Origin of the sequence: Pseudonocardia oceani, from assembly GCF_019263585.2 — a bacterium.
Lineage (GTDB): Bacteria > Actinomycetota > Actinomycetes > Mycobacteriales > Pseudonocardiaceae > Pseudonocardia > Pseudonocardia oceani.
Window position 1 is genome coordinate 3,605,647 of the sequence record NZ_JADQDF010000001.1, and the last position, 26,085, is coordinate 3,631,731.

27 protein-coding genes, 1 tRNA gene and 1 pseudogene are annotated in these 26,085 nt (G+C 76.4%); 20 read left to right on the forward strand and 9 right to left on the reverse strand.

The window, feature by feature from the left end; all coding sequences use genetic code 11:
- Positions 1-20 precede the first annotated feature (20 nt).
- The 4 genes from I4I82_RS18155 to I4I82_RS18170 all read left to right on the forward strand — a co-directional run bounded on the left by I4I82_RS18155 (position 21) and on the right by I4I82_RS18170 (position 4,637).
- Positions 21-890, forward strand: a complete 870-nt coding sequence (locus tag I4I82_RS18155; protein WP_218593000.1) for an NAD(P)-dependent oxidoreductase — start codon at positions 21-23, stop codon at positions 888-890.
- Positions 891-957: 67 nt separating this feature from the next.
- A complete protein-coding gene (locus I4I82_RS18160; protein ID WP_218593001.1) occupies positions 958-1,656 on the forward strand; it encodes a response regulator transcription factor in 699 nt (232 codons plus the stop codon).
- Between the two features lie 46 nt (positions 1,657-1,702).
- Entirely contained in the window at positions 1,703-3,097 is a 1,395-nt protein-coding gene (locus I4I82_RS18165; protein WP_218593002.1) for a sensor histidine kinase, read from the forward strand.
- A 67-nt stretch (positions 3,098-3,164) separates the two neighbouring features.
- Positions 3,165-4,637: a S1C family serine protease gene (locus I4I82_RS18170; RefSeq protein ID WP_218595888.1), complete on the forward strand. Its 1,473-nt coding sequence runs from the start codon at positions 3,165-3,167 to the stop codon at positions 4,635-4,637.
- Positions 4,638-4,662: 25 nt separating this feature from the next.
- Here I4I82_RS18170 and I4I82_RS18175 read toward each other — a convergent pair whose 3' ends face one another.
- The 3 genes from I4I82_RS18175 to I4I82_RS18185 are packed head-to-tail and all read right to left on the reverse strand — an operon-like array spanning position 4,663 to position 6,751.
- Entirely contained in the window at positions 4,663-5,418 is a 756-nt protein-coding gene (locus tag I4I82_RS18175; RefSeq protein ID WP_226370124.1) for a methionine biosynthesis protein MetW, read from the reverse strand.
- Positions 5,415-6,107, reverse strand: coding sequence for a TIGR04282 family arsenosugar biosynthesis glycosyltransferase (locus tag I4I82_RS18180; protein ID WP_372451514.1), 693 nt, complete (start codon positions 6,105-6,107; stop codon positions 5,415-5,417). Before I4I82_RS18180 ends, I4I82_RS18175 begins: the two co-directional genes overlap by 4 nt.
- On the reverse strand, positions 6,104-6,751 hold the full coding sequence (locus tag I4I82_RS18185) for a glycosyltransferase family 2 protein (protein WP_218593794.1): 648 nt from the start codon (positions 6,749-6,751) through the stop codon (positions 6,104-6,106). Before I4I82_RS18185 ends, I4I82_RS18180 begins: the two co-directional genes overlap by 4 nt.
- A gap of 101 nt (positions 6,752-6,852) precedes the next feature.
- Here I4I82_RS18185 and I4I82_RS18190 point away from each other — a divergent pair, with 101 nt between their 5' ends.
- Positions 6,853-7,554, forward strand: coding sequence for a response regulator transcription factor (locus tag I4I82_RS18190; RefSeq protein WP_218593795.1), 702 nt, complete (start codon positions 6,853-6,855; stop codon positions 7,552-7,554).
- A complete protein-coding gene (locus tag I4I82_RS18195) occupies positions 7,551-8,558 on the forward strand; it encodes a sensor histidine kinase (RefSeq protein WP_226370125.1) in 1,008 nt (335 codons plus the stop codon). Before I4I82_RS18190 ends, I4I82_RS18195 begins: the two co-directional genes overlap by 4 nt.
- 4 nt (positions 8,559-8,562) lie before the next feature.
- On the opposite strand, the gene I4I82_RS18200 is transcribed toward I4I82_RS18195, so the two are convergent.
- Positions 8,563-9,627 carry an NAD-dependent epimerase/dehydratase family protein gene (locus I4I82_RS18200; protein ID WP_218593796.1) on the reverse strand — a complete coding sequence of 355 codons (1,065 nt, stop codon included), beginning with the start codon at positions 9,625-9,627 and terminating at the stop codon, positions 8,563-8,565.
- Between the two features lie 80 nt (positions 9,628-9,707).
- Between I4I82_RS18200 and I4I82_RS18205 the strand changes: the two genes are divergently transcribed.
- Positions 9,708-10,196, forward strand: a complete 489-nt coding sequence (locus I4I82_RS18205) for a MogA/MoaB family molybdenum cofactor biosynthesis protein (protein ID WP_372451515.1) — start codon at positions 9,708-9,710, stop codon at positions 10,194-10,196.
- A gap of 9 nt (positions 10,197-10,205) precedes the next feature.
- Positions 10,206-10,406 carry a hypothetical protein gene (locus tag I4I82_RS18210; RefSeq protein ID WP_218593800.1) on the forward strand — a complete coding sequence of 67 codons (201 nt, stop codon included), beginning with the start codon at positions 10,206-10,208 and terminating at the stop codon, positions 10,404-10,406.
- 647 nt (positions 10,407-11,053) lie between these two features.
- Here the strand turns inward: I4I82_RS18210 and mscL are convergent.
- From mscL to I4I82_RS18230, 4 genes and pseudogenes are all read right to left on the reverse strand, one after another.
- A pseudogene (gene mscL, locus I4I82_RS18215) lies at positions 11,054-11,446 on the reverse strand (large conductance mechanosensitive channel protein MscL); the annotation flags it as partial.
- 53 nt (positions 11,447-11,499) lie between these two features.
- On the reverse strand, positions 11,500-12,120 hold the full coding sequence (locus I4I82_RS18220; protein WP_218592859.1) for an SAF domain-containing protein: 621 nt from the start codon (positions 12,118-12,120) through the stop codon (positions 11,500-11,502).
- Positions 12,121-12,201: 81 nt separating this feature from the next.
- Entirely contained in the window at positions 12,202-12,537 is a 336-nt protein-coding gene (locus tag I4I82_RS18225; RefSeq protein WP_218592860.1) for an FmdB family zinc ribbon protein, read from the reverse strand.
- Positions 12,538-12,602: 65 nt separating this feature from the next.
- Positions 12,603-13,211 (reverse strand): 5-formyltetrahydrofolate cyclo-ligase, encoded by a 609-nt coding sequence (locus I4I82_RS18230; RefSeq protein ID WP_218592861.1) that lies wholly within the window; start codon positions 13,209-13,211, stop codon positions 12,603-12,605.
- A gap of 36 nt (positions 13,212-13,247) precedes the next feature.
- Here I4I82_RS18230 and I4I82_RS18235 point away from each other — a divergent pair, with 36 nt between their 5' ends.
- From I4I82_RS18235 to I4I82_RS18260, 6 genes are all read left to right on the forward strand, one after another.
- Complete coding sequence (locus I4I82_RS18235) at positions 13,248-14,132, forward strand: UTP--glucose-1-phosphate uridylyltransferase (protein WP_218592862.1); 885 nt, start codon at positions 13,248-13,250, stop codon at positions 14,130-14,132.
- Positions 14,133-14,138: 6 nt separating this feature from the next.
- Positions 14,139-15,365, forward strand: coding sequence for a molybdotransferase-like divisome protein Glp (gene glp, locus I4I82_RS18240; RefSeq protein WP_218592863.1), 1,227 nt, complete (start codon positions 14,139-14,141; stop codon positions 15,363-15,365).
- A 10-nt stretch (positions 15,366-15,375) separates the two neighbouring features.
- Positions 15,376-16,035 (forward strand): GNAT family N-acetyltransferase, encoded by a 660-nt coding sequence (locus I4I82_RS18245; protein ID WP_218592864.1) that lies wholly within the window; start codon positions 15,376-15,378, stop codon positions 16,033-16,035.
- 171 nt (positions 16,036-16,206) lie between these two features.
- Positions 16,207-17,232 (forward strand): divisome protein SepX/GlpR, encoded by a 1,026-nt coding sequence (gene sepX, locus I4I82_RS18250; protein ID WP_218592865.1) that lies wholly within the window; start codon positions 16,207-16,209, stop codon positions 17,230-17,232.
- A 40-nt stretch (positions 17,233-17,272) separates the two neighbouring features.
- Positions 17,273-17,345 (forward strand) — tRNA-Ala (locus I4I82_RS18255).
- A gap of 265 nt (positions 17,346-17,610) precedes the next feature.
- Positions 17,611-18,150: an ArsI/CadI family heavy metal resistance metalloenzyme gene (locus I4I82_RS18260; protein WP_218592866.1), complete on the forward strand. Its 540-nt coding sequence runs from the start codon at positions 17,611-17,613 to the stop codon at positions 18,148-18,150.
- A gap of 61 nt (positions 18,151-18,211) precedes the next feature.
- On the opposite strand, the gene I4I82_RS18265 is transcribed toward I4I82_RS18260, so the two are convergent.
- Complete coding sequence (locus tag I4I82_RS18265) at positions 18,212-18,817, reverse strand: sigma-70 family RNA polymerase sigma factor (RefSeq protein ID WP_218592867.1); 606 nt, start codon at positions 18,815-18,817, stop codon at positions 18,212-18,214.
- A 596-nt stretch (positions 18,818-19,413) separates the two neighbouring features.
- Here I4I82_RS18265 and I4I82_RS18270 point away from each other — a divergent pair.
- The 6 genes from I4I82_RS18270 (at position 19,414) to I4I82_RS18295 (ending at position 25,878) form a co-directional block, all read left to right on the forward strand.
- The gene (locus tag I4I82_RS18270) at positions 19,414-19,953 is read left to right on the forward strand and encodes a GNAT family N-acetyltransferase (RefSeq protein WP_218592868.1); all 540 of its coding nucleotides are present in this window, start codon (positions 19,414-19,416) and stop codon (positions 19,951-19,953) included.
- Between the two features lie 354 nt (positions 19,954-20,307).
- Positions 20,308-20,934, forward strand: coding sequence for a GNAT family N-acetyltransferase (locus tag I4I82_RS18275; RefSeq protein ID WP_218592869.1), 627 nt, complete (start codon positions 20,308-20,310; stop codon positions 20,932-20,934).
- A 396-nt stretch (positions 20,935-21,330) separates the two neighbouring features.
- Positions 21,331-21,534 (forward strand): hypothetical protein, encoded by a 204-nt coding sequence (locus tag I4I82_RS18280; protein ID WP_218595890.1) that lies wholly within the window; start codon positions 21,331-21,333, stop codon positions 21,532-21,534.
- 295 nt (positions 21,535-21,829) lie between these two features.
- Positions 21,830-24,523: an AfsR/SARP family transcriptional regulator gene (locus I4I82_RS18285; RefSeq protein ID WP_218594167.1), complete on the forward strand. Its 2,694-nt coding sequence runs from the start codon at positions 21,830-21,832 to the stop codon at positions 24,521-24,523.
- 44 nt (positions 24,524-24,567) lie between these two features.
- Positions 24,568-25,260, forward strand: coding sequence for a hypothetical protein (locus tag I4I82_RS18290; protein ID WP_218594166.1), 693 nt, complete (start codon positions 24,568-24,570; stop codon positions 25,258-25,260).
- A 105-nt stretch (positions 25,261-25,365) separates the two neighbouring features.
- Entirely contained in the window at positions 25,366-25,878 is a 513-nt protein-coding gene (locus I4I82_RS18295; RefSeq protein ID WP_218594165.1) for a GNAT family N-acetyltransferase, read from the forward strand.
- The last annotated feature ends 207 nt before the right edge of the window (positions 25,879-26,085 follow it).

Here is a 26,085-nt window from a genome sequence, read left to right on the forward strand (position 1 = left end):
CCGCGCGTAGCGTCGGCGCCATGACGAAGACCCCCACCGTCGCCCTGCTCGGCACCGGGATCATGGGCTCGGGCATGGCGCTCAACCTGCTCGCCGCCGAGCTCCCGCTGCGCGTCTGGAACCGCACCGCCGACAAGGCGCTGGCCCTCGGGGAGGCCGGCGCCGTCGTCGCCGCGACCCCGGCCGAGGCCGTCGAGGGCGCCGACGTGATCGTCACGATGCTCGGCGACGGGCACCACGTGCGTGACGTGATGGAGCAGGCGCAGCCCTCGGGCGGCCAGGTCTGGGCGCAGATGACGACGGCGGGCGTCGACCAGACCGCGCTGCTGGCGATCGCCTCGGAGCGCGGGCTGTCGTTCGTCGACGCCCCGGTGGTCGGCACGCGCGCGCCCGCCGAGCAGGGCACGCTGCTGGTGCTGGCCGCGGGCTCGCCCGGCGTCCGCGACGTCGTGCAGCCGGTGTTCGACGCCGTCGGCCGCGAGACGCGCTGGGTCGCCGACACCGCGGGCGGGCTGGCCGCGAGCCGGCTCAAGCTCGTCGTCAACAGCTGGGTGCTGGCGATCACCGCGGCCACCGGGGAGGCGGTGGCGCTCGCCGACGGGCTGGGCGTCGACCCGCAGGCCTTCCTCGACGCCGTCGGCGGCGGCCCGCTCGACCTGCCCTACCTGCAGGCCAAGGCGAAGGCCATCCGTGAGCGCGACTGGACGCCGAGCTTCTCGGTGGCCAACGCGGCCAAGGACGGCGACCTCATCTCCGCCGCGGCCGAGGGGGCCGGGGTCCGGCTCGACCTCGCGCCCGCGGCCGCGGCCCGCTTCCACCGCACCGCCGGCGCCGGGCACGGCGAGGACGACATGGCGGCGAACTACCTGGCGTCCTTCGACGACGCCTGACTCCAGGCCTCCCTCCCGCCCCCGGCCTCTCAGTCGCGTCTCAGGCACGGCGTCCACACTGGGCCCCATGCGCATCCTCGTGGTCGACGACGACCGGGCCGTGCGCGACTCGCTGCGCCGGTCGCTCGCCTTCCACGGCTACCACGTCGACGTCGCGGTGGACGGGCAGGCCGCGCTCGACGCGGTGGAGGCCCAGCGCCCGGACGCGATGGTGCTCGACGTGATGATGCCGCGCCTGGACGGGCTGGAGGTCTGCCGGCGGCTGCGCGGCGCGGGCGACGCCCTGCCGATCCTGGTGCTCACCGCGCGCGACGCGGTGTCCGAGCGGGTGTCCGGGCTCGACGCGGGGGCCGACGACTACCTGCCCAAGCCGTTCGCGCTGGAGGAGCTGCTGGCGCGGCTGCGGGCGCTGCTGCGCCGCCGCACCCCCGACGAGATCGCCGCGGCGGCCGGGCAGAGCCAGGTGCTGGGGTTCGCCGACCTCTCGCTCGACCCCGACACCCGTGACGTCCGCCGCGGCGACCGCGCGATCAGCCTCACCCGCACCGAGTTCTCGCTGCTGGAGCTGCTGCTGGCGAATCCGCGGCGGGTGCTGTCGCGGTCGCAGATCCTCGAGCAGGTGTGGGGCTACGACTTCCCGACCACCGGCAACGCGCTGGAGGTCTACATCGGGTACCTGCGCCGCAAGACCGAGGCGGAGGGCGAGCCGCGGCTGATCCACACCGTGCGCGGGGTCGGCTACGTCCTGCGGGACACCCCGCCGTGAGGGCGGCGGCGTGAACCGGCCCGACGGCTCGGTCGCGCGCGTCGAGATGCTCGACCGCTTCTCGCTGCGCTCGCGGATCGGCATCCTCGCCGCGCTGGTGGCGGCGCTCGCGGTGGCGCTCGTGTCGCTCGCCGCGTTCCTGACGGTGCGCTCCAACATCCTCGCGACGCTCGACTCCAACCTGTTCCAGCGCGCGCTGGCGGCCGCGCAGAGCGAGCTGGCCGACCCGCTGCAGCTCTCGACGATCCCGCCGGAGGTGCTGGGCGCCGGCGACATCCGGATCGCGCTGCTCGCCGCGAACGGCAGCGCGCAGTCGGCCGAGGGACAGCTGTCCGCGCCGCCGATCGAGGGTCCGGAGCTGGAGGTGGCGCGAGGGCTGGCTTCGTCGTCGGTGCGCACGGCCTCGATCGGGCGCGACCCCTACCGCGTCGTCGCCGTGCAGGCGGGCGAGGGCCGCGCGCTCGTCATGGGTCAGCGGCTCGACCCGACCCAGCAGGTGCTGGCGAAGCTGGCGTTCGCGCTGCCCGTCGTCGGCGTGATCGGGATCGCGGTGGCCGGGCTCGCCGGCGTCGCCGTGGCCCGGGCCGGTCTGCGACCGGTGGAGCGGCTGACCTCGGCCACCGAGCGGGTGGCGGCCACGGGCGACCTGCGGCCGATCCCCGTCGACGGGGCCGACGAGCTCGCCCGGCTCACGATGAGCTTCAACGAGATGCTCGGGACGCTCGCGGCGTCGCAGGAGCAGCAGCGGCGCCTCGTCGCCGACGCCGGGCACGAGCTCCGCACCCCGCTGACGTCGATGCGGACGAACCTGGAGCTGCTCGCCGCCGCCAGCCGGCCGGGCGCGCCGACGCTGCCCGACGCCGATCGCGTCGAGATCCTCGCCGACGTCCACGCGCAGGTGGAGGAGCTCACGACGCTCGTCGGCGACCTCACCGAGCTCGCCCGCGACGACGCCCCGCTCGTCGTGCACGAGCCGGTGGAGCTGACCGACGTCGTCGACCGGGCGCTGGAGCGGGTCAAGCGCCGGGCGGGCGACACCGCCTTCGACGTGACCGTCGTGCCGTGGACCCTCATGGGCGACGAGACGGCGCTGGAGCGCGCGGTGCTCAACCTGCTCGACAACGCGGTGAAGTGGAGCCCGCCGGGCGGCACGGTGACGGTGGCGATGCGGGTGCTCGACGGGTGGTCGGTGCTGCTCGAGGTCACCGACCAGGGCCCCGGCATCGCCGACGAGGACCTGCCGCGCGTGTTCGACCGCTTCTACCGCGCCGACCGCGCCCGCACCATGCCCGGCTCCGGACTGGGGCTCGCGATCGTGCGCCAGGTCGCGGTGCGGCACGGGGGAGCGGTGTGGGCCGGCCGGGGCCCCGACGGCGGTGCGCGGCTGACGCTGCGGCTTCCCGGACGCGCCCCGGGCGGGGTCCCGCACACCGGGCAGTAGCGTCGGGCCCGTCCTACGCTGGCGGGGCGGGTCCGCGACCGGCGCACCCCTCGAACGTGGTGAGGTCATGGCGAACGACACCCCCGGCTCCGATGCGCAGGGAGCCGTTCCCGATGACCCCCGCGCGTACGGGTCGCCGGCGTCCTCGTCGCCCTCGTCGCCCGCGGATCAGCCGACCGGGCCGGGGCCGCAGCAGCAGTACGGGGGCGGGCAGCCCGACCAGTACGGCGGCGGCCAGTACGGGTCGGGCCGGTACGGCGGGCAGTACGGGTCGGGCCCGTCCTCGTCGGGCCGGTACGCGGCCGCCCCCCACGGCTCGGGCGGCTACGGGTCTCAACCCGGCGGGTACGGCCCGCCGACCACCGCCTACGGCGCCGCACCGGGCTACGGCTCCGGGCAGTACGCGCAGGGCGCCGGGCAGCAGGGGACGGGCAGCTACGGCGCGCACCAGGGCGCCCCCTCCGCGCCGGAGCGCAGGCGGGGCCGGGGCGGTCTCGTCGCGGTCGGGCTCGTGGCCGCGCTGCTCGGCGGCGGGGTGGGCGGCGCGGTCGGCGCCACGCTCGCCGGGGGTGGCAGCGGGGGCAGCGGCGGCTCGTCGGGCGTGCTCGGCGCGCCGGTGCCGGACGTCGCGGAGTCGTCGGCGCCCGTCGGCGAGGTCGAGGCGGTGGCCGCGCGCGTGCTGCCCTCGGTCGTGCGGCTGCTCGTCGAGGGTCCGTCCGGTGCGGGCGAGGGCTCGGGCATGGTGCTCAGCGCCGACGGCCTGCTGCTCACCAACAACCACGTCGTCGAGGCGGCGGCGAGCGGCGGCTCGATCGTCGCCGTCTTCCAGGACGGCAGCACCGCGTCCGCCGATCTCGTCGGGCGCGACCCCAGCTCCGACCTCGCCGTCATCCGGGCGCAGAACGTCTCCGGACTGACGCCGATCGAGCTCGGCAACTCCGACGCCGTGCGCGTCGGCCAGCCCGTCGTCGCCTTCGGGTCGCCGCTGGGCCTGGGCGGCTCGGTCACCTCGGGGATCATCAGCGCCGTCGACCGCGCGGTGAGCGTGGGCGAGGAGTCCGGCGCGAGCGAGGCCACCGTCCTGTCGGCGCTGCAGACCGACGCGGCGATCAACCCCGGCAACTCCGGTGGGCCGCTGACCGACATGCAGGGCCGCGTCGTCGGCATCAACTCGGTCATCGCGACCACGGGCGACCAGGGCGGCTCGATCGGCGTCGGCTTCTCGATCCCGGTCAACCAGGCCCGGCGCACGGCACAGGAGCTCGAGACCACCGGCCGCGCCACCCGCGCGGTGCTCGGCGCCGGGGTCAGCCGCGGCGGCGAGCTGTCCGGGGCGACGCTCGTGTCGATCGTGCCCGGCGGGCCCGCGGAGGCGGCCGGGCTGCGGCCGGGGCAGGTCGTGACACGGGTGGGTGACCGCACCGTGAGCAACGGTGACGACCTGATCGCGGCCGTGCGGGAGAACGCACCCGGCGACCAGGTGCCCCTGATCGTGGACGGTCAGGAGGTCGTGGTCACCCTCGGTGGCGAGACGGGCTGACCGCGCTGCGTCCTCTGTGTACTGATCACCCCGGCTCTTGCGGTGCGGGTGCCGGGATGGTGTCGTGTGCGCAGGTCCCGCGTGGTGCCCCACGCTCCGGGACCAGCGGGCCGCGCCGGTGCCGACACCCCCTCCCGGCACCGGCGCGGTCCCGCTCGTGATCCCCGTCCACCGCCGTCAGCTCGACGAAGCGGCGCACGCCCCGGTAGTGCGCGGCGGCCCGCAGCCCCGCCCGGGCCGCGATCCCCGGCAGCGCCGACGGCCCGGCGCACGCCCACCGGAACGGCGGGGTCAGGGCGTCGTCGCTGCGGACGCGGGCCTCGCCGCGCCACAGCCCGGGCTCGGCGGGGTCGAGTTCCACCAGCAGCGTCCCGCCGTCGGCGACGAGCAGCGCGGCACGGGCGAGCAGCGCGGCCGGGTCGCCGCCGATGCCGAGGTTGCCGTCGGCGAGCAGCACGTGCGCCCAGGTGCCCTCGCCGGGCAGCGGGGCGAAGACGTCGGCGTGGACGACGGGAACGCCGCGCCCGGTGCACTGCGCCACGGCCTCCAGCGCCGCGTCGACGCCGAGGGTCTCGATGCCGCGCGCGGCCAGCGCCTCGACGAGCCGGCCGGGACCGCAGCCGAGGTCGATCGTCGCGCCGCGGCAGCGGTCGAGCAGCCACGCGTCCTCGCCCGCGGCGGCCCCGCGCCAGCGCTCGACGTCGAGCCGCGAGGTGCCGCCGTCGCTGCGCACGAGCACGGCGTGCTGCCCGGACAGGGCGCGGGCGAAGGAGGCCGTCACGCGCGTCCGGCCGGCACGGGCAGGCGGCGGACGGCGGCGGCGAAGCGGGTGCCGGGAGCCAGGGCGGCGACGGTGAGCGCGTCGTCGACCGTGTCGACGTCCGACAGCTCCGGCAGCAGGGCCACGCGCAGCCCACCCGCGCGCAGGGCCGCGAGGGTGCGGGCGCCGGTGTCGTCGCGCGAGGTCGGCACCTCCGCGACGAACGCGGCTCCGGCCGGGTCGCGCAGGCCCAGCGCCCACCAGCCGCCGTCGGTCGCGGGCCCGAGCACGGCGTCGACGTCCGCCAGCCGCGCGGCCGCGTCGGCGAGCAGGCCGGCGGTGACCTGAGGGGTGTCCATGCCGATCTGCAGCGTCGGCCGGCCGGGCAGCAGGGCGGCGGCGTCGGCGTGGGCGGCGGCGATGCGGGCGCCGAGGCCCTCGCCGCGCTGCGCCACCACGGCGACCGCGGCCAGGGCGGCGCCGACGGCCGGGCCGCGGGCGGCGCGGGCGGGATCCCCGGTGAGCACGGCCACCGCCGTGCCACCGGGCACGGCCGACGCCGCGGCGAGGCTGTCGAGCAGCGCGGCGGCAGCCAGGTCGGCGGCCTGCTCCGGCGTGAGCGGCGGGCACAGCCGCGTCTTGACCAGGCCCGGGACGGGGGCCTTGGCGAGGACGAGCAGAGCAGGCCCCGTCATCCCGAACCCGGTCATCGGAGCACTCCTGCCATGTCCCGTGCGGCCCGCACGGTGCCGCGGACCGATCCGGACACCTTCGAGCGGCCCCCGGTGCGCGGGCGGTACCCGACGTCGACCTCGGTGATCCGCCACCCGGCCGCCCCGGCCCGGACCAGCAGCTCCAGGGGGTAGCCGAAGGCGCGGTCGGTGACGCCGAGGTCGAGCAGCGCGGTGCGCCGGGCCACCCGGACCGGCGCGATGTCGTGCACCGCGACGCCGCGGCGGCGCAGCAGCGCGGAGATCGCGGCGTTCCCGGCGCGCGCGTGCCACGGCCAGGCGCCGCGGCCCTGCGGCCGGCGCCGTCCCGCCACGAGGTCGGCGCCGTCGAGCAGCGCGACCATGCCCGGCAGCTCGGCGGGGTCGAGCGAGCCGTCGGCGTCGAGGAAGGCGACGACGGCGGAGGTGGCCGCCTCCAGTCCGGCGTGCACCGCCGCGCCGTAGCCGCGGCGCGCCTCGTGCACCACCCGCGCACCGTGGGCGAGCGCGACCTCCGGGGTGCCGTCGCGCGAGCCGTTGTCGACGACGAGCGCGCGGAACCCGGGCGGCAGCGCGCGGATCACCCCGGGCAGGGCCTGCGCCTCGTCGAGGCACGGGAGGACGACGTCGACGGCGGGCCGCATGATCGTGAAGCTAGGCCGTTCGACGCAGTGCCGCGCGGCGGATCGGCTTACCGATCGGTGACGTCCGCGGGAGACCGCGGCGGGCGCCCTAGCCTGGCGCCATGGACGACCGCCCGCTCGCGCTCGTCGTGGACGACGACGTCACCGTCCGCGACGTCGTCCGCCGCTACCTCGACCGCGCGGGCTACCGCGTCGTCGTGGCGGGGGACGGGGAGGCGGCGCTGCGCGCGGTCGCCGGGCGCGTGCCCGACGTCGTGGTCCTCGACCTGATGCTGCCGCGCCTGGGCGGGCTGGAGGTGTGCCGACGGCTGCGCAGCGGGTCGGTCGGCGTCCCGATCGTCATGCTCACCGCGCTCGGCGAGGAGGAGGACCGCGTCCTGGGCCTGGAGCTGGGCGCGGACGACTACGTGACGAAGCCGTTCAGCCCGCGCGAGCTCGTGCTGCGCGTGGCGTCGGTGCTGCGGCGCTCGCGGGAGCGGCCGGTGCGCGAGACCGGCATCGACCCCGTCGTCGACGGTGCGCTGCGCGTCGACATCCCCGGCCGCCGCGCGTCGCTGGGGGAGCGGGAGCTGGCGCTGACCGTCCGCGAGTTCGACCTGCTCGCCTTCCTCGTGCGCCGCCGCGGCCAGGTGTTCACCCGCGCCGAGCTGCTCGAACGCGTGTGGGGCTGGGACTTCGGGGACCAGTCGACGGTCACCGTCCACGTCCGCAGGCTGCGCGAGAAGATCGAGGACGACCCGACGTCGCCGGTGCGGATCGCGACGGTCTGGGGCGTCGGGTACCGCTACGACGGCGCGCCGTGATCGCCTGGCTGCTCGCCTCGGTGCCGCTGGCCGTGGCGTTCTCGGTGCCGGTGGCGCTGCTGGGCGGGCTGCTGCTCGCGCGGATGCGACGCCGCTCGCTCACCGCCGCGGTCACCGTGCTCGTGCTGGTGCCCGTCGTCGCCACGCTGACGGGGCTGATCGGCGTCAGCGGGTTCATGTACACGCCGCAGCTCGCGGGGTTCGTCGTCGTCTGCGCGGTGGTCGCGGCCGTGACGGTGCCCGCGGCGATGATGCTCGGGCGCGGCATCGCGAACGACGTCATGTGGCTGCACGAGGCCCACGACGCCGAGCGGGCGGCCGAGGCGTCGCGGCGCGAGCTCGTGACGTGGATCAGCCACGACCTGCGCACGCCGCTCGCGGGGATCCGCGCGATGAGCGAGGCCCTGACCGACGGCGTCGTCAGCGACCCCGCGGACGTCGCCGAGTACGCGCGGCGGATCCGCGGGGAGACCGTGCGCCTGTCCGGCATGGTCGACGACCTGTTCCAGCTGTCGCGGATCACGTCCGGCGCGCTGACGCTGACGCTCGCGGCGGTGCCGCTGCACGAGGTGGTGTCCGAGGCCGTGGCCGTCGAGGCGGTGGCGGCGGCGCGCAAGGGCGTGCGCGTCGAAGCCGCGCGCGACTGCCGCTGGCCGGTGGTGTGCGGCAGCGGCGCCGAGCTCGCGCGTGTGGTGCGCAACCTGCTGTCCAACGCGATCCGGCACACGCCGCCCTCCGGGGCGGTCGTCGTGGCGGCGGGGGTGAACGGGGACCGCGGCTGGCTGCGCGTCGACGACGCCTGCGGCGGCATCCCCGACGCCGAGCTCGGCCGCGTCTTCGACGTCGCCTTCCGCGGCGAGGGGGCCCGGACGCCGGGCGACGGCTCGCACGGCGGGCTCGGGCTGGCCATCGCGCGCGGGCTGGTGACGGCGCACGGCGGCGAGATCGACGCCCGCAACCACGGTCCGGGCTGCCGCTTCGAGGTGCGGCTGCCGCTGGCCTGAGTGCCTACCGGGCCGGGTGCCCGGCGGGGGAGCGCAGGGGCGCCGTGGCGAAGGCCGTGACGCCCTCGGCGAAGCCCGTGCGGGCGCGGAAGCCGAGCAGCTCGCGGGCGCGGGCCGGGTCGGCGACGACGTGCCGCACGTCGCCGGGGCGGGCGCCGCCCACGACCACCGGGGCCGGTCCGTCGATCGCGGCGGCCAGCGCGGCGGCGAGGTCGCCGATGGTGTGCGGCTCGCCCGAGCAGACGTTGACCGGCACGAGCACGCCCTCCGCGGGGTCGGTGCCCAGAGCGAGGGCGTTGGCCGCGGCCACGTCGGTGACGTGCACGAAGTCGCGCCGCTGCCGCCCGTCCTCCATGACCCGCGGGGCCTCGCCGCGCTCCAGCGCCGAGCGGAAGATCGACGCCACGCCGGCGTAGGGGGTGTCGCGGGGCATCCGCGGGCCGTAGACGTTGTGGTAGCGCAGCGACCAGACCGTGCCGCCGGTCTGGCGCGCCCACGCCGACGCCAGGTGCTCCTGCGCGAGCTTCGTGGCCGCGTAGGTGGAGCGGGGGTCGAGCGGGGCGTCCTCGCCGACGAGCCCGGGCTCCAGGGGCGCGCCGCAGTGCGGGCAGGGCGGCTCGAAGCGCCCGGCGTCGAGGTCGGCGAAGCGGCGCGGGCCCGGCCGGACCGGGCCGTGCTCGCCGCACGTGTACCTCCCCTCGCCGTAGACGACCATCGACCCGGCCAGCACGAGGCGCCCGGTGCCGGCCGCGTGCATGGCGGCCAGCAGCACCGCCGTGCCGAGGTCGTTGTGGCTCGCGTACTGCGGGGCGTCGGACGGGTCGACGCCGTGCCCGACCATCGCCGCCTGGTGGCACACGGCGTCGACGCCGGGCAGCAGGCGGGCGAGCACGTCGGGGTCGCGGACGTCGCCCTCGACGAACTCGTGGTCGCGCGTCCAGGCCGGGGCACCGTCGTGCGCCTGGGGGAGCAGGGCGTCGAGCACGACGACGTCGTGGCCGTCGGCGGCGAGGTGGTCGGCGACGTGCGAGCCGATGAAGCCCGCCCCGCCCGTGATCAGGATGCGCACCCGGGCCACGTTAGGCCGGACGGGGCGCGACGGCCTGCGGGGTTCGCACTGCGTGAGGCCGCTACGGTGAGCCCATGGAAATGGCGGGACCCCAGATCGGTCGGGCACTGGTCGTGATCGTCGACGACCGCGTGAGCCACGGCGAGCACGAGGACAGCATCGGCCCGCTGGTCACCGAGCTGCTCGAGGAGGCCCGCCTCGTCGTCGACGCCGCCGTGGTGGTGCCGGGTGACCCGGTCGCCATCCGCAACGCGCTCAACACCGCGGTGATCGGCGGGGTCGACCTCGTCGTCACCGTCGGCGGCACCGGGGTGTCGCCGCGCGACGTCACCGCCGACGCCACCGCAGGTGTCCTCGACCGCCCGATCCCGGGTATCGCCGAGGCCATCCGCGCGTCCGGCCTGGCGGCGGGCGCCGTCGACGCCGGGCTCTCCCGCGGGCTCGTCGGGGTCTCGGGCAGCACGCTCGTGGTCAACCTCGCGCCCTCGCGCGCGGCCGTGCGCGACGGCATGGCCACGCTGACGCCGCTGGTGGCCCACGTGATCGCCGAGCTGTCCGGGCTGGACTAGGGCTCCCCCTTGTCCGTCGAGCCGTCGCCTGCCGAACCGCCCGCCGACGCCCCGCAGCCGACCCCGGAGATGTCCGAGGAGCAGCGCCGGCGGCTGGCCGCGGTGTTCGGCGACGCGCTGCCCGACACCACCGGCGACGAGCGCGACCCGGTGCCCGACGACAACGAGGCCCAGCTCCTCGCCGACCGCCCGCCGCACCACGACCGCTGACCCGGCCCGCCCGTCCGGGTCCGGCGGCAGCGGGCGCTCCCGCGTGCGTTCCCGGCTGCCGCGCGCGTTTCCTGCTCCCGCGGGGCCCCGGGGGCGCGCGGGAGCCTGTTCGGCGCGCGGGAAGGGCGGGGGACGGCGGCGACCGGCCCGAGGGGCCGACCACTGATCCAGCCGGAGCGACCGGGGCCGCCCACCCGCGCCGGGCCGACAGGTTCAGCCGGGCGCCGTCGGCGATCGCCGGGACTGTGACGTGGTGGTCGTGCGGGGGGGGGGGGGGGGGGGGGGGGGGGGGGGGGGGCGCCGGTGGCGCGGTCCCGGCGATCACGAACCGGCGGCGCGGACGGTCGGCGCGGGGCGGCTGCGGGGGAGCAGCGGGCGTTCCCGCGTGCGTTCCCGGCTGCCGCGCGCGTTTCCTGCTCCCGCGGTGCCCCGGGGGCGCGCGGGAGCCTGTTCGGCGCGCGGGACCCGGAAACGCGCGCGGGAGGGGGAGCGGAGGCGGCGGGCCGGGGCCCCGCCGGTCAGGCCCGCGGCGTCCCGTCGGTCCGGTCGCCCACGGTCCGGTCGCCCACGGTCCGCTCGCCCACGGTCCGCTCGCCCACGGTCCGCTCGCCCACGGTTCGCTCACCCAGGGTCCGGTCGCCCTGGGTCCGGTCGCCCTGGGCGCGGAGCAGGTCGCGGATCTCACCCAGCAGCTCGACGTCGGTGGGCTCGGCCGGGCCGGCCTCCTCGCCCTTCTTCCGCCGCTCCTTGATCGTGTTGAGCGGCAGCACGATGATGAAGTAGACGACCGCGGCCACGATCAGGAAGTTGATCGCCGCGGTGATCACCGCGGAGAAGTCGATGTAGGTGCTCTCCTTGCCGGGCACGAGGGCGAAGCCCAGCCCCGCGCTCTCCGGCGGCGACACGGCGTTGATCAGCGGCTGGACGATCCCGTCGGTGAACGCGGACACGATCGCCGCGAACGCCGTGCCGATCACGACGGCGACCGCGAGGTCGACGACGTTGCCGCGCAGGATGAAGTCCTTGAAACCCTTGATCATCGTGCTCCTCGGGGTCGTCCGCGTGCCGATCTCGTCGGTGATCGTCGCCGATCTCACCGGAGGGTAACGGCGACCTGGTCCGACAGGGCCGCAGCGGCGACCCGCGCGGCGAGCCCCCGCGGCATCGCGACCAGCACCAGCGGCCCGGGCAGGACGGTGACGACCTCGGCGTCCGACGCCAGCACGAGCGGTTCGCCGGCGCGCTCCCCGAGCGTCACGACGTCGACGCGGCGGCCCGCCACCAGCAGCGGGGCGACGTCGGGGTCGGCGAGGCGCACCGGCACGGCGGCCTCGTCGTCGGGCAGCGGCGCCGCGCCGGGCGCGCCCGCACCGCCGGTGAGACGGGCGTCGGTGAGCGGCTCCCCGGCCCGCGCCGCGCCGACCAGCACCCGGTCGGCGACGTCGGCGACCGCGACGAGCGCGCCCGCCGGGACGAGGTCGGGCGGCCACTCGCGCACGGCAAGCGCGGCCGCGGGCGGGGTGGCACCCGCCGGGAGGTCGGCCGCCGCGACGACGACCGGGGTGCCGCGGGCCTGCGGGGCGAGCGCCAGCGCGAGGGCGAGCACCGTCAGCAGGCCGGCCGCGACCCGGCGCAGCAGCGCGGTGCGTCGCCAGCCGGGCGCACCCAGCGGTGCGCGGAGGCGGTGCAGGAGGCCGGGCGCGTCGTCGCTCATGCCGGCGACGCTAGGCCGCGACCAGCCCTCGTGACCGACGATCACCGGGCCTGTGGATGGAGCGGCCCGGTTGTGGACAGCTCAGCTCTTGGCGGCCGCGGGTGCCGGGGTGCTGGTGGAGGATGTGGACGAACCGGAGTCGCTCTTGGTGGCGGTGGTGCTCTCGGTCGACTTCTTCTCGGAGCCCGAGCTCTCGGAGGAGCCGCCCGCGGGCTTGCTGTCCCCGTTGGGCACGGCGCCGGCGCGGCTGTCGGTGCGGTAGAAGCCGCTCCCCTTGAACACGATCCCGACGGAGGAGAAGACCTTGCGCAGCGCACCCGAACACTCCGGGCACTCGGTCAGCGACGAGTCGGAGAACGACTGGACGGCCTCGAAACGGTGGGAGCAGGCGGTGCAGGCGTACTGGTAGGTGGGCACGCTCGTGAGTCCTTCCCGGGCACTTGGCACTCTCGTGCACTGAGTGCCAGCATAACCCGCCGGGGTCACCCCTTCTTCCCGAGGAGCGTGTGGCCTGCGCCCGGTTGCAGGGCCGCACTCATCGGGTGGTCGTGCTCCTCGGCGGGCAGGACGTCCACGAGCTCGTCGTCGTCGAGCACGATCACGATCGGCACACCCGGGGTCACCAGCGGCAACGTGCGGTCGTAGTGGCCGGCGCCCCGGCCCAGGCGCACACCGGCGCGGTCGGCCGCCAGTCCCGGCACCAGCAGCAGCCGGGCGTCCGCGACCGCTGCGGGCCCCCTGCGCGCACCTGACGGTTCGCGCAGGCCGATCGGCCCCGGCACGAGCGAGTCGGGGCCGTCGTAGCGGGCCCAGTCGAGCGGACCGGGCCCGGCGGTCACCACCGGGAGCAGCACCTCGTGCCCGGCGCGGTGCAGGGCGTCGACCCCCGCGGGCGACCACGGCTCGGTGCCGATCGGGAGGTGGGCGCAGACCGGTCCGCCGGTCGTGGCGGCCAGCGCGAGGGCGTGGCGGGTCAGGGCCTCGGCGCGGGCGGCGCGCACCGCCGGGTCCAGCGTGCGGCGCGCGGCCAGGATCCGGCGCCGCCAGTCACTTTTCGTGGGCGGCTCGTGATCGTCGGTGCGTGCCGTCACGCGTGCACGCTACCGGCGCGGATAAGGTTCCTGACCATGACAGCGTCGCCGTTCCGGTCGGCCGTGGTTCCCGCCGCTGGCCTGGGGACCCGGTTCCTGCCCACCACGAAGACCGTGCCCAAGGAGCTCCTGCCCGTCGTCGACACGCCGGGCATCGAGCTGGTCGCCGCCGAGGCGGCCGAGGCGGGCGCGGAGCAGCTGCTCATCGTCACCTCGCCGGGGAAGGACGCCGTCGCCGCGCACTTCGCCGACTCCTCGGAGCTGGAGCGGACGCTGGCCGCGCGCGGAAAGGAGAAGCTGGTCGCGAAGGTGCGCCGGGCCCACGAGCTGCTCGACGTCCGCACCGTCACCCAGGACGAGCCGCTGGGCCTGGGCCACGCCATCGGCTGCGTCCGCGGCGCACTGGCCGACGACGAGCAGGCCTTCGCCGTCCTGCTGCCCGACGACCTCGTGCTGCCCACCGGGGTGCTGACGCGGATGGCGCAGGTGCGCGAGGAGTTCGGCGGCAGCGTGCTGTGCGCGTTCGACATCCCCCGCGAGGAGATCTCCGCCTACGGCGTCTTCGATGTCACCGACACCGAAGACCCGGACGTCAAGCGGGTGCACGGCATGGTGGAGAAGCCCGCCGCCGACGACGCGCCGTCCACGTTCGCCGCGGCCGGGCGCTACCTGCTCGACGTCGCCGTCTTCGACGCCATCGACCGCATCACCCCCGGCGCCGGCGGCGAGCTGCAGATCACCGACGCCATCGCGCTGCTGATCTCCGAGGGGCACCCGGTCCACGTGGTGGTGCACCGCGGCGGGCGCCACGACCTCGGCAACCCGGGCAGCTACGTGCGCGCATTCGTCGACTTCGCCCTCGAGCACCCCGACTACGGTCCCGAGCTCCGCGCCTGGCTGACCGCGCGCCTGTCGGACTGACCAGGTATGCGCACGGTCGACGAGCAGCTCACACGGATCCTCGACGGGGTGGTCCGCCCGGCCCCGGTGCGGGTCTCGATCTCCGAGGCGTACGGCCTGCACTGCGCCGAGGAGGTGATCGTCGCGCGCCCGCTGCCCGGCTTCGACCAGGCGGCCGTCGACGGTTACGCGGTCCGCAGCGTCGACATGGTGGGGGCCTCCCAGCACGAGCCCGCGTCGCTGCCGGTGGTGGGGGAGATCCCGGCCGGGTCGCGCCAGCCGCTGCGGCTGCAACCCGGGCAGGCCGTCCGGGTCGCGGCGGGGGCGCCGCTGCCCACGCTGGCCGACGCCGTGGTCCCGCTCGGCTACACCGACGGCGGCTCCGCCCGGCTCGTCGCGACGCGCGGCGTGCCGTCGGCGGCGTTCGTCCGCCGGATCGGCGAGGACGTGCAGCCCGGTGACGTGGCCGTGCGCCGCGACGCCGTCGTCGGCCCGACCCAGGTCGCGCTGCTGGCCGCGGCCGGGCGAGACAAGCTGCTCGTCCACCCGCGCCCGCGCGTGTCGATCATCTCCGTGGGCGACGAGCTCGTCGACGTGGCCCGCCCGCCGGCCGCCGGACAGGTGGCCGACGTCTGCTCCCACGCCCTCTCGGCCGCCGCACGCGACGCAGGGGCCGACACCGGCCGCGCCGGGCTGGTCCGCGGCGACGCCCGCGAGATCGGCGCGGCGATGCAGGACCGCCTGCCGTTCAGCGACGTGATCGTCGTCTGCGGCGCCGCCGGCGGCCGGGCCGGCGCCGAGGTGCACGCGGCGCTGTCCGGGCTCGGCGACCTCGACGCCACCCGCGTCGCCATGCACCCCGGGTCCACGCAGGCGTTCGGCCGGCTGGGCCCCGACGCCGTGCCCACGTTCCTGTTCCCCTCGCACCCGGCCACGGCCCTGCTGCTGTTCGAGGTGTTTGTGCGCCCGCTGCTGCGCTCCGCGCTCGGGCGCCCCGACCCCTACCGCCGCACGATGACCGCGCGGCTGACCTCGCCGATCTCCTCGCGCCCCGGCCGGCGCGGTTACCTGCGCGCGCGCCTGCTGCGCGAGCAGGCCACCGGCGAGTACCTGGTGCAGCCGCTGGGCACGTCCGGCACGCACCTGCTCTCCTCGCTGGGGGAGTCCAACGGGCTGATCGTGGTGGGCGAGGACGTCACGGAGGCCACGGTCGACGAGGTCGTCACGGTCGCGTTCCTGCCCGCCCCCGCGTGAGCGCGCCGCCGTGACCTCCGCGGGCGCCCACGGGGGCCGGCACCCGGGCTGGCCCGCCCGGCTCGGGGCGCTGCGCGTCGGCGCGGGGGTCGTCGAGCTGCGCCCGGTCCGGCTGCGCGACGGGCCGGCCTGGTCGGCGCTGCGCCTGCGCGACGAGGCGCACCTCGCGCCGTGGGAGCCGACGATGCCGGGCACGTGGGCGCAGCGGCACTCGTCGGCGGAGTGGCCGGGGCGCTGGATGCTGCTGCGCTCCGCGGCGCGGAAGGGCACGGCGCTGCCGTTCGCGATCACCGTCGACGACCGGCTCGCCGGTCACGTCATGATCGGCAACGTCGTGCGCGAGCCGCTGCTGTCGGCCTACGTCGGCTACTGGTGCGACGCGCGGGTGACGGGGGCGGGCGTCACGACGGCGGCGGTCGCGATGGCCGTCGACCACTGCCTCGGCCCGGCCGGGCTGCACCGGCTGGAGGCCACCGTCCGCCCGGAGAACCGGGCGAGCCGGCGCGTGCTGGAGAAGCTGGGCTTCCGCGAGGAGGGGCTGTTCCGCCGCTACCTCGACGTCGACGGCGCCTGGCGCGACCACCTCTGCTTCGCCCTGACGGCCGAGGAGGTGCCGCCGAACGGGTTGTCCGGCCGGCTGGTGTCGGCGGGGCGCGCCGAGCGGGCCTGATCACCCACACGAGTCACAGAAGTCCCTGAGGCCCCTCGGGTGAACCTGGTGGTCACGGCGCGTCGCTGCGCCGTTCGGCTGCCTTCCCTCACTACCGTGGTGTCCGGGAGCGATCTCGGGTCGGGGAGGGCCCCGGGTCGCTGCTCGTGCCGTCGGGGGAGGAGGCCGCCAGTGCCCAGCTCGTTGATCTTCGTCGGGCTGGTCGTGCTCTGGTTGCTGATCCTCGTGCCGGCGGTGGCGAGGCACCAGCAGGAGGTGGCCCGGCCCAGCTACGCCGCCCTCTCCGGGCGGGTGCTCGACCGGCCGCAGCGCCGGTACCGGATGCAGGAGGTGGACGTGGACGACTCCGACGACAGCCGCGGGAACGGTGCGCGTGGCGCGACGCGGGTCGAGGAGCCCGCGCGCATCCCCGAGGCCCGACCCGTACCCGACGAGGACCTCGCCGACGACGAGATCGACGGTGAGCTCGACGAGACCGGCGACGCGTACGCCGAGGACGACGGCTACGGCGCCGACGACGGCTACGAGGACGGCGACGACGGCTGGGAGCGCCCCGCGCCCCGCTACCGCCCCGGCCGCGGCGGCTTCGACCCGCAGGCCGCGGCGATCTCCGCCCGCGCCCGCTACGCCTTCCGCCAGCGGGTCGTGCTGGGCCTGCTGATCACCGCCGTGGTGTCCGCGCTCGTCGCGATCGTCGCGGCGCCCGCGCTGTGGTGGCTGCACGCCGCCGCCGACGTCGCGCTGGTCGGGTACCTCGTCTACCTGCGCCGCCAGGTGCGGATGGAGGAGGCGATCCGCCGCCGCCGCGCCGCCCGCATGGCCGGCACCCACCGGCAGCCCGCGGCCGAGGACCCCGAGCTCGACGGGTGGGCCCGCCGCGGCCAGGAGGCCGCCGAGGCGCCCGCCGACGCCGTCGCCGACCCCGACGACGAGCTCGAGGACGCCGACGACGACCTCGTCGACGTCGAGCACGACGACGACCCGGACCGCGTCACCGGCACCGGCGAGCCGATCGGGCCGCTGCGCGTCACCGGCGCCGACGCGGCCGAGCAGAGCGCCCTGCCGCGCCTCGTGCCCGCGCCGCCGCCCCCGCTCCCGGCCGGCACGACGGTCGTCGGCGACGACCTGGACGACCCCGCCCTGCACGACCTCGAGGGCCCGGCCCGGCCCGACTACCGCCGTGCGGCCGGGGAATGAGCGGCTGGTAGGGTTGGATCCGCTCGCTCCGGCGGGCACCGGGGCTGTGGCGCAATTGGTAGCGCGCTTCGTTCGCATCGAAGAGGTCAGGGGTTCGATTCCCCTCAGCTCCACCCACGGACGGCCTGGTCAGAGGTGCTTTCTGCGCCCAGCGACCAGGCCGTTCGTCGTGCCGGCGGGCCGCTGCTCGACCCTCTGCCCGACCGCGACGCCGGACGACTACCCGGGCCCGTCCATGCCCGGCACGCACCGCTGCCGATCCGCTCGCGGCGCACCCGTGCGTCCGCGTCCCCACTCGCGCGTCAGCAGGGGGGCAGCGGGCGACGGGGATCCATCCGGCGCCGCGCCGCCACCAGGAAGCCGGGAGGCAGGACGACCATGACCACCACGACCGGGACCACCACGACCGGGACCACCACGACCGGGACCACCACGACCGGAACCACCACGACCGGAACCACCACGACCGGGACCACCACGCGGATCCAACTCGCGCTCAACGTCACCGACCTCGCGGCCGCGACCGAGTTCTACAGCGCACTGTTCGGCGTGGGGCCGCACAAGCAGCGCGAGGGCTACGCCAACTTCGAGGTGACCGACCCGCCCCTGAAGCTGGTGCTGATCGAGAACCCCGGCGCGGGCGACGCGCTCAACCACATCGGCGTGGAGGCGCGGACCCCCGAGGCGGTGACGGCGGCGCTGGCCCGGTTCGAGGCGGCCGGGCTGGCGACGACCGTGGCCGAGCAGGACATCTGCTGTCACGCCGTGCAGGACAAGGTGTTCGTCGTCGCTCCCGACGTGCCGCACGGTTGGTGGGAGTACTACGCCGTCACCGATGACGACCCGGCCGACCCGGAGGGGCGGCCGGCCTCCGTGTGCGCGTCGGCCTGCGAGGAGGTCGGGCCCTGCTGCACCTGACCCGCCACGTGCAACGGGGCCGCGCCGGATCCGGCGCGGCCCCATGCACGTGCGGTCGGGCTCAGTCGCAGCGGCAGCCACGGCGCGGCGTGTAGTCCATCGGCACACCGCGGGCGTCGAGGACGAGTTCGCAGCACCGCCCGAGCAGCTCGGCGAGCCGGTGTCGGCCGCGCTGCACGCGGGACTTCATGCCCGACACCGACACCCCCTCGCGCTCGGCCGCGGCCGCCTGGCTCCATCCCCCGAGCTCGGTGAGCTCCAGCGCTCGGCGCTGCTCGGGGGAGAGCTCGTCGAGCAGCGGTCGCATACAGTGCGCGAGCTCGCCGAGCAGGCCCGCCTGCTCGTCGTCGGGCGCCCGGTCGGCAGGCTCGGGCATCTGGTCGGGCAGCGGGGCCCGCCGGGCCTGCTCGCGCTCGACCCGCCGGTACTCGTCGATGATCGCGTTGCGGGTGATCCGGTGCACCCACCGGACGAGGTGCTCGTGGTCCTCGACTCGGTGCACGTTGCGGTGGATGCGCAGCACGACCTCGGCGAGGACGTCGTCGGCCCGGTCCGGGTCGAGAACCCGCCGGTGCACGAACCGGCGCAGCTGCGTCCCGAACTCGTGTAGGACCTGCTCGGTGGTCGGCGCAGCCGCGCCTGGCGCAGGGGTCGCTGCCTGTGTCATGTCCGGTCCCGTTTCCGTGAAGGCGCCCGGCGGCGGGCGCGTACCCCCGGCTGACGACGGTACCGCCGCGAGGACGCATGGCGGGGTGGATCAGCCGCCCGGACCGACGGGGTGCACGGGCGATGACGACCCCGCCCGCGGTGGGACCCGCGGTGAGCAGCCCGAGTGCGGCGGCGCGCCGGCGCTCGAAGGCCCCGCTGACCATGGTGGACGTCGCCACCCAGGTGCACGCCGACGCCAGGCCGAGACCGATGCCGTATCCGCCGACCGCGACCCACGTGGTGGTGGCGTCGCAGGGGCCGCCACGCCGGCTGCGGCGACGGCCAGGGCCGGACGGGGACCCACCGGTCCACCGCGCGCCCGGCGTCGCGGGCGGCGGCGGTGTGTACGGCCAGTGCAGCCGCGAACCGCAGGACCAGGTGCGTCCCGGGTCGTCGTCGCGGGATCGGCGGCGATGGTCATCGGTGGTTCCTCCGGCTCGGGCGTGCTCTCCCGTGCAGCGTGCACGGGCCCGCTGACACCGGCCTGGCACCACGGAGTGGGTGCTGCCAGCGGGAGGACAGGGCCGAGGCAGCACCGCCGCGCAGCGTGGCCACATGCGAACCGCACGCGTGGCCGTCAGGCCGCTCACCCCGGACGACGTCGCCGCTGTCGACACGGTCTTCGCCGGCCTGTCCGCCCGGGGCCGCCATCTGCGCTTCCACACACCGGTCGCGCGGCTGACCGCGGCGATGCGGGCGGCGCTGCTCGATGTCGACGGCTGCGACCGCGCGGCACTCGTGGCCGAGGCGCGGCGACCCGGACGGTGGGGCCGGACCCCGGTCGGGATCGCCCGGATGGTTCGGACCGGCGCCGGGGAGGCCGAGCTGGCCGTCGCGGTCGTCGACGACTGGCAGGGCCGGGGTGTCGGCAGGCGCCTGCTCACCGAGCTGGGTGATCTCGCGCGGGACCTCGGCTACGACCGGCTGTTCGGCCTGGTACTCCCGGAGAACGGTGCGGTCGTGGCCCTGTTGCAGCGGGTCTTCCCCGGTGCCGCCCCCTGCTGGGACGACGGCGCGGTGCGGGTGGACTGCCCGCTCACCGTTCCGGAGATCACCGACGAGGACCTGATCACCGCACTGACCGGTGGGCGATGAGCGATCGACGACCAGGCCGCGTCGCCACGACCGCGCGCCCACGACGGCGGCACTGCGTGCCCGGCTCTCGGGGATCGGGCTCTCGGGGATCGGGCTGTCGGGGGTCGGGCCCTCGGGGATCGGGCCCTCGAAGGGCCCTCACCGGGGGCGCAGCACCGCCGCCGGCCGACGTCGTGGCCCGGACGCGGCGCGCGGACCGGAGGCCGACCACGTGAAGGCCGCAGGATCCGGGACCGGTGGCTGTCCGAGTCGGTCGACACCCACGAGTCAGCGGGGTGACAGCGGGCGGGCAGGGCCGGCGGCGAACCTTCTCGGCACGGCCCGCCCCGGGTCGCCACGAGAGAGGACAGCCCGATGCCCCCGACCACCACGACCGCCGCAACGCGTACCGTCGCCCGCAAGGCGGGCCCCGACGACCGCTCCGCAGTGGTCACCGCACTCGCCGGAGCGTTCTTCGACGACCCGGTGTTCCGCTGGCTCAACCCGGACCGCCGCCGCCGCCGCGAGATGCTGCCCGCGTTCTTCGACCTGGCCGCGGAGGCGTTCGCCCGCCACGACGAGACCTGGTGTGCCGGAGACCCGGTGACGGGTGCCGCGATCTGGTCACCCGCGGGCGTCGAGCCGATGACCGAGCCCGTCGGTGCCGAGTTCGCCGCCAGGTGCGCCGTGCTCGCCGGGCCCGATGCCGAGCGGTGGCTCGAGGTCATCGGGTTGCTCGACGAGCACCATCCGCATCACACCGGCCACGACTACCTGTGGTTCATCGGCGTCGCCCCGCAGCGGCGGGGGCGTGGGCAGGGCAGCGCGATGCTGCGTGCCGTGCTCGACCGCGCCGACCGGTCCGCGACACCCGCCTACCTGGAGGCGACCAGCCCGGACAACCGGCGGCTCTACGAGCGCCACGGGTTCGCCGTCACCGCTGAGATCGCCGTGGCGGGCGGCCCCCCGCTGTGGACGATGTGGCGCGAGCCCAACCGGTAGGACATCTCCGGCCGGAGTCGGCCGGCCGGGTTGCCACGCAGTCGGGGGGCGGGCCGGCGAGGCGGCCATCCACCAGGTGACGGTCGACGCGGGCTTCACCCGGTTCCGCCGGGTCGCGCGGTCCCCGTTCCACCTCGTCTACGAGGTCCGGCCGTAGGACCCACCGGCGGCCGGTCGGGTCCACCCCGTCCGGCCACCGCGCGGCGGATGACAGGGCGACGACATCACCGCGACAGCCGGCCCCTCGACGATGGGGCATCCACGAGGAGGAATCCCCAAGCCCACCCCCATGCCCACCCCGCCCACCCTGCACGGCCTTCTGGCCGGACTGATCGATCGCGCCGACCCGGCGCGGCCGCCGCACGACACCCCCACCACTGCTCAGGGAGCCCCGTCGTGAACCACTTCGTCCACAGCGAGCTGATCCGTATCCACCACGCCGAGCTGCGCCGAGTGGCAGACCACCACCGCCTGGTGACCGCGGCCCGCGGGACCGCCCGGTCGCGGCGCCCACTCGCGGCGCAGCTGCTCCACTGGCTCACCGAGCCCGTGCCACCGCGACGACGAGGGGCTCTGGAGGCCGAGCCGTGCCCGCCGTGACCCGGGAGGCGGCCGTCGGCGACCCCGACACCGGTCGCCGCCGAGCGGGCCGCCACGCGGTTCTCCCGGGGGCGGGCCGCGGTCGTCGTGTCCGGACCGCTCATGCCGGTTGGGCCCGGTGGGGGCCGATCCGGCGGCGTCACCGCCCCGGCCCGCCCGGAGGACGGCGACCCGTCGACCTGGGTCCCGGCCCCGCGGGATGACGACGGCGGGCCGGAAGTGCCGGCTGTGAGGTTCGGCCTTCCGTGCATCTCACGCCACCACGGGTGTCCGCCGTCTGCCCGAGGAGCACCGCATGTCCCGTATCACCCGACCCGACCCCGACGTGGAGCTCGCCGGTCCGGCCCGGTTCCACCGGCCACCCGACGGCGCGCTGATCCTGGCCCGGGTGGGTCCCCGCGCCGCGAGCGTGGTGGGCGTGCCGGTGCCGTCCGGCGTCCCACGGACGAGCCCCGCCGGATACCACGGCCCGGGCATGTCCACGATCGGCGTCCTCGGACCGCTGCGGGTGTGCGGTCCCGACGGCCCGATCCCGGTCCCGTCGGCCCGGCAGCGGCGGCTGCTGCTGGGCATGGTGGCCAGGCTGGGAACCCCGGTCCCCGCCGACGAACTGGCCGGCATGGGCTGGGACGACCCGCCGGCCAACCCGCCGGGAGCGGTGCAGACCAACATCGCCCGGCTGCGTCGGCTCCTTCCGGAGGGCGCCCGGATCGCGACGGACCCGGAGGGCTACCGACTGGTCGCCGAGAGGTCGGCGGTGGACGTCACGGTCTTCACCGACCACCTGGCCGCCGCGTCCGCCGCCCCCGACCCGTCGCAGCGGCTGTCCCTCCTGCACGCGGCACTGGCGCTGTGGCGGGGTCGGCCCTACGGGGAGCTGGACCATCCGGCGCTGCACCCGGAGGTCGCGCGGCTGTCCGCGCTGCGCGCGGGCGCGGCCGAGCAGCACGGTGGGGCCCTGATCGCCGTCGGCCGGACCGCCGACGCGATCGCGGCACTGGAGGCGTTGATCGTCGCCGATCCGCTGCGTGAGTCGGCGGTCGCCCTGCTGATGCAGGCGCTGGTCGCCGCGGGCCGGCAGGCCGAGGCGCTGGCCGAGTTCGGGCGGCTGCGCAGGCGGCTGGCCGAGGACCTCGGTCTGGACCCGTCGCCGACCCTGCGGGAGCTGCAGCGGCAGGTCCTGCGCCAGGAGGTGCCCCCCACGGCTGCGCCGTCGGGTCCGCCGACCCGGTCGCGCGTGCCGCGCCTGCCGGTGAGCATGTTCGTGGGGAGGGCCGAAGCCGTCGCCCAGGTGGGGCGACTGCTGGGCGAGCAGCGGATCGTCACCCTGGTCGGCCCGGGCGGGGTCGGCAAGACCCGCCTGGCCACCCACGTCGCGGACGCGATCGGCGAGGGCTACGACGACGGTGTGCTGCTGGTCGGTTTCGGCGAGGGCGGCCCGGCCGACGTGGCACCCACGCTGTCGGCGGCGCTGCAGCTCGCCGACGACGGCCGGTCGCGCGAGCAGGTCCCCGACGGGAGGGCGTTCACCGATCGCGTGGTCGAGGTGCTGGCCGTGCGCCGCCAGCTCGTGGTGTTCGACACCTGCGAGCACGTCGCCGACGAGGTGGCCGGGCTGATCGAGGCGATCGCGATGGGTGCCCCCGGGGTCGACCTGCTGCTGACCAGCCGGCAGCCGGTGCGGGTCGACGGGGAGTTCGTGTTCGGCGTCGATCCGCTCGGTCCGTCATCAGCAGCGCGACTGCTGAGCGACAGGATGGGTGCGGCCGGCGCGTTCCCGGGCGACCCGGGCGAGGGCGACCCGGATCGGGCCGCGCTCGTGGAGGCGGTGTGCCGCCGCCTCGACGGGCTCCCGCTCGCGCTCGAACTGGCCGCCGCACGGGCGGTCACGCTCGGTCTCCGTGGCCTGGTCGACGCCCTCGACCAGCCCTTCGACGTGTTGCGCGGAGGGCGCCGCACCGGGGGCAGGCGGCACTCCTCGCTGCGCGAGGTCGTCGAGTGGTCCTACGAGCTGCTCGACGGCGACCAGCGGACCCTGTTCGAGCGCCTCGCGGTGTTCGCGGGGCCGGTCGAGCGCGCCGCGGTGACCGCCGTCTGCGGCGACGCCACCGCACTGCCCGACCTGGTGGACCGCTCGCTGGTCCACCTCGTCGCGAGCGAGTGCCCCGGCGTCCCCGCGCGGTACGGCATGCTCGAGACACTGCGCGCGTTCGGCCGCTCGAAGCTGGCCGCCGATCCGGCGGCCGCGGCGCTACGCGCGCGGCACGCCGCGTGGGCGGTGCGGTTCGCCGAGGACGTGATGACGGACCGTCGCGGACCCGGGGAGGCGGGGGCGATCCGCCGGTTCGACGCCCACCTCCCCGACCTGCGTCGTGCGCAGGCCTGGCTGTGCGAGGTCGGCCCGGCCGAGGACCTGCTCCGGCCCACCCTCCCGTTCGGGCTGCTGGCGCACCTGCGTGGCGACCTCGCCGCCGTGGAGTCCCTCACCGCGCACGCCGTCGCGCTGGCCGGCGCGGCCGGGGACCCCACCGCGAGCCGCGACGCCGGCAACGCGCTCACCGAGGCCCACGGCTTCCGGGGCGGCACGGGCGGCGCGGTTCGCAACGCCCACCGGTCGTTGGAACCGGCCGTGGCGGCGGGGGACCTCGACTCCCAGGTCCTCGCCCACCTCGACCTGGGTGATCCGTTCGGCATACGCGGGCGACGACGCAGCGGCCGTCCGGCACGAGGCCGCGATGGCCGGGCCGGTGTACCGGCCGAGGTGCCGTCGGTGCGAGCGCGCGCCCCCGGCCTTCCGGCGCCGACGCGGTGCGGGCGGGCGCCGTGGAGCATGCGGCGCGGGCCGCTCCCGGGTCCGGGAGCCGGCGGCGATGGGGACGGCGACGCGCTGACACCATGGTGGCAGGCCCGTGCCAGCGGCTCGGGCGACGCTGGGTGCGCCCCGATCGCCGGGGCCCCAGGAGACGATTCACCGAGGACACTCCGATGATCACTCGCTCGTCGACCTCGATCGGCCGGTTTCGCGCAGTTCTCATGGCTCCACTGGTCGCGGTGGTCCTCACCGGTTGCGGCGCCGCCACCCCGCCGACGACCTCCCCCGCGGCGGTGCCGAATCCCGCCGCGGTACCGGGTCCCGCGGCGACGGCATCCGTCTCCGGGGTCGAATCCGTCGGTCGGGTCACCGGCACCGACACGTTGGTCGCGGTGGTCACCGACGGCGCCCGGGTCGTCGCCTACGTGTGCGACGGGCCGGCCGGGCTCGGTGAGCGGTTCTTCGGAACGCTGGACGGCGACCGGGCTGTGCTGCGCTCCGAGCGTGGGGCCGAGCTCGGCCTCACCGTCGCCGACGGTGGCGCGGCGGGCTCCTTCACCGCCGCCGGGGGCACGCCGGCGGCCTTCACCACCACTGCGGTGTCGCGCGACGCCGGGCTGTTCTTCGCCGACGGGATCGTCGACGGCCAGGTGTACGGCGCCGGCTGGATCGTGCTCGCCGACGGCACCCAGACCGGCACCGAGACGCGCAACCGCCGCGAGTCCCGCCTCGCCCCGCGACTGGAGCGGAAGGCCGTCGAGATCGTCGGTCGCACCCGCCCACCGACGACCACGGCCGCGTCGCGACCGGACACCGGCGGGGGCCGGGAGAACCCGGCCCGCGCCCGGCTCATCGACCGGACAGCCCTCGCCGGAGCCCGGCTCTGCGCCACCGACCCCGCCCGATGTGAGTGAGCGGTGAGGTCCGGGCTTCCGTCGACCTCACGCCGTCACCGATGTCCGCCGCCTCCACCGATGTCACCGCCTCACGGATGAAAACGCCTTCACGAGGAGCACCGCATGCCCTGCACGACCGTCTGCCGCGCCCGCACCGACCAGGACTGGGCGGCGGCCGGGCACCTGCTCGCCGAGCACCGGCGGTGGGTGAGCGCCGCGGTCGGCTCCGACGTCACCGCCACCCAGCCGGCCGCGGAGGTGGAGTTCGCCGAACCGGCCCGGTTCTACCGACCACCCGAGGGCGCGCTGATCCTGGCCCGGGCGGGCCGTGCTGCTGCGGGCATCGTGGGCGTGCACCGGCTGGGCGGGTCATGCGCCGAGCTCAAGCGGATGTACCTGCGTCCCTGGGCGCGCGGCCGCGGGCTGGGACGCGCACTGCTCGACGAGGCGGTGGCCGTCGCGATCGACCTCGGGTACGAGGAGATGCTGCTGCAGACCCATGCCGGCGCGATGCCGGTCGCCCACCACCTCTACCGGCAGCACGGCTTCGTCCCCACCACCTCGTTCCACGATCTGGGCGTCGAGTCCGTCGTGACGCTCGGACTCGACCTGACCCTCGCCCGAGCCGTGTCGTGAGCCGGGTGTCGATCGGTGCGGCGTTCGCCGCGAGCGCGGTCGCCGTGGGGGTGACACTGGCGCTCAGCACGGTGCCGGGCGGCGTCGCGTTCCCGGTGGCCCTGTCCGCGGCCCTGTTCGGCGGTGCCGTGACCGGCCCGCTCGCCCAGCGATCCGGGCCGCGTCGGTGGGTCGCGGCCGCCGCGGTGCTGCTGCCGGCCGGCCTGG

Coding starts and splice junctions, on each gene's coding strand:
- I4I82_RS18190 (WP_218593795.1), top strand. CDS start 6,853: ATGGACGACCGCCCGCTCGCGCTCGTCGTGGACGACGACGTCACCGTC.
- I4I82_RS18170 (WP_218595888.1), top strand. CDS start 3,165: ATGGCGAACGACACCCCCGGCTCCGATGCGCAGGGAGCCGTTCCCGAT.
- I4I82_RS18205 (WP_372451515.1), top strand. CDS start 9,708: ATGGCGGGACCCCAGATCGGTCGGGCACTGGTCGTGATCGTCGACGAC.
- I4I82_RS18295 (WP_218594165.1), top strand. CDS start 25,366: ATGCCCTGCACGACCGTCTGCCGCGCCCGCACCGACCAGGACTGGGCG.
- I4I82_RS18285 (WP_218594167.1), top strand. CDS start 21,830: ATGTCCCGTATCACCCGACCCGACCCCGACGTGGAGCTCGCCGGTCCG.
- I4I82_RS18165 (WP_218593002.1), top strand. CDS start 1,703: ATGCTCGACCGCTTCTCGCTGCGCTCGCGGATCGGCATCCTCGCCGCG.
- I4I82_RS18155 (WP_218593000.1), top strand. CDS start 21: ATGACGAAGACCCCCACCGTCGCCCTGCTCGGCACCGGGATCATGGGC.
- I4I82_RS18290 (WP_218594166.1), top strand. CDS start 24,568: ATGGCTCCACTGGTCGCGGTGGTCCTCACCGGTTGCGGCGCCGCCACC.
- I4I82_RS18260 (WP_218592866.1), top strand. CDS start 17,611: ATGACCACCACGACCGGGACCACCACGACCGGGACCACCACGACCGGG.
- I4I82_RS18270 (WP_218592868.1), top strand. CDS start 19,414: ATGCGAACCGCACGCGTGGCCGTCAGGCCGCTCACCCCGGACGACGTC.
- I4I82_RS18180 (WP_372451514.1), bottom strand. CDS start 6,107: ATGACCGGGTTCGGGATGACGGGGCCTGCTCTGCTCGTCCTCGCCAAG.
- I4I82_RS18275 (WP_218592869.1), top strand. CDS start 20,308: ATGCCCCCGACCACCACGACCGCCGCAACGCGTACCGTCGCCCGCAAG.
- glp (WP_218592863.1), top strand. CDS start 14,139: ATGCGCACGGTCGACGAGCAGCTCACACGGATCCTCGACGGGGTGGTC.
- I4I82_RS18160 (WP_218593001.1), top strand. CDS start 958: ATGCGCATCCTCGTGGTCGACGACGACCGGGCCGTGCGCGACTCGCTG.
- I4I82_RS18185 (WP_218593794.1), bottom strand. CDS start 6,751: ATGCGGCCCGCCGTCGACGTCGTCCTCCCGTGCCTCGACGAGGCGCAG.
- I4I82_RS18235 (WP_218592862.1), top strand. CDS start 13,248: ATGACAGCGTCGCCGTTCCGGTCGGCCGTGGTTCCCGCCGCTGGCCTG.
- I4I82_RS18220 (WP_218592859.1), bottom strand. CDS start 12,120: ATGAGCGACGACGCGCCCGGCCTCCTGCACCGCCTCCGCGCACCGCTG.
- I4I82_RS18265 (WP_218592867.1), bottom strand. CDS start 18,817: ATGACACAGGCAGCGACCCCTGCGCCAGGCGCGGCTGCGCCGACCACC.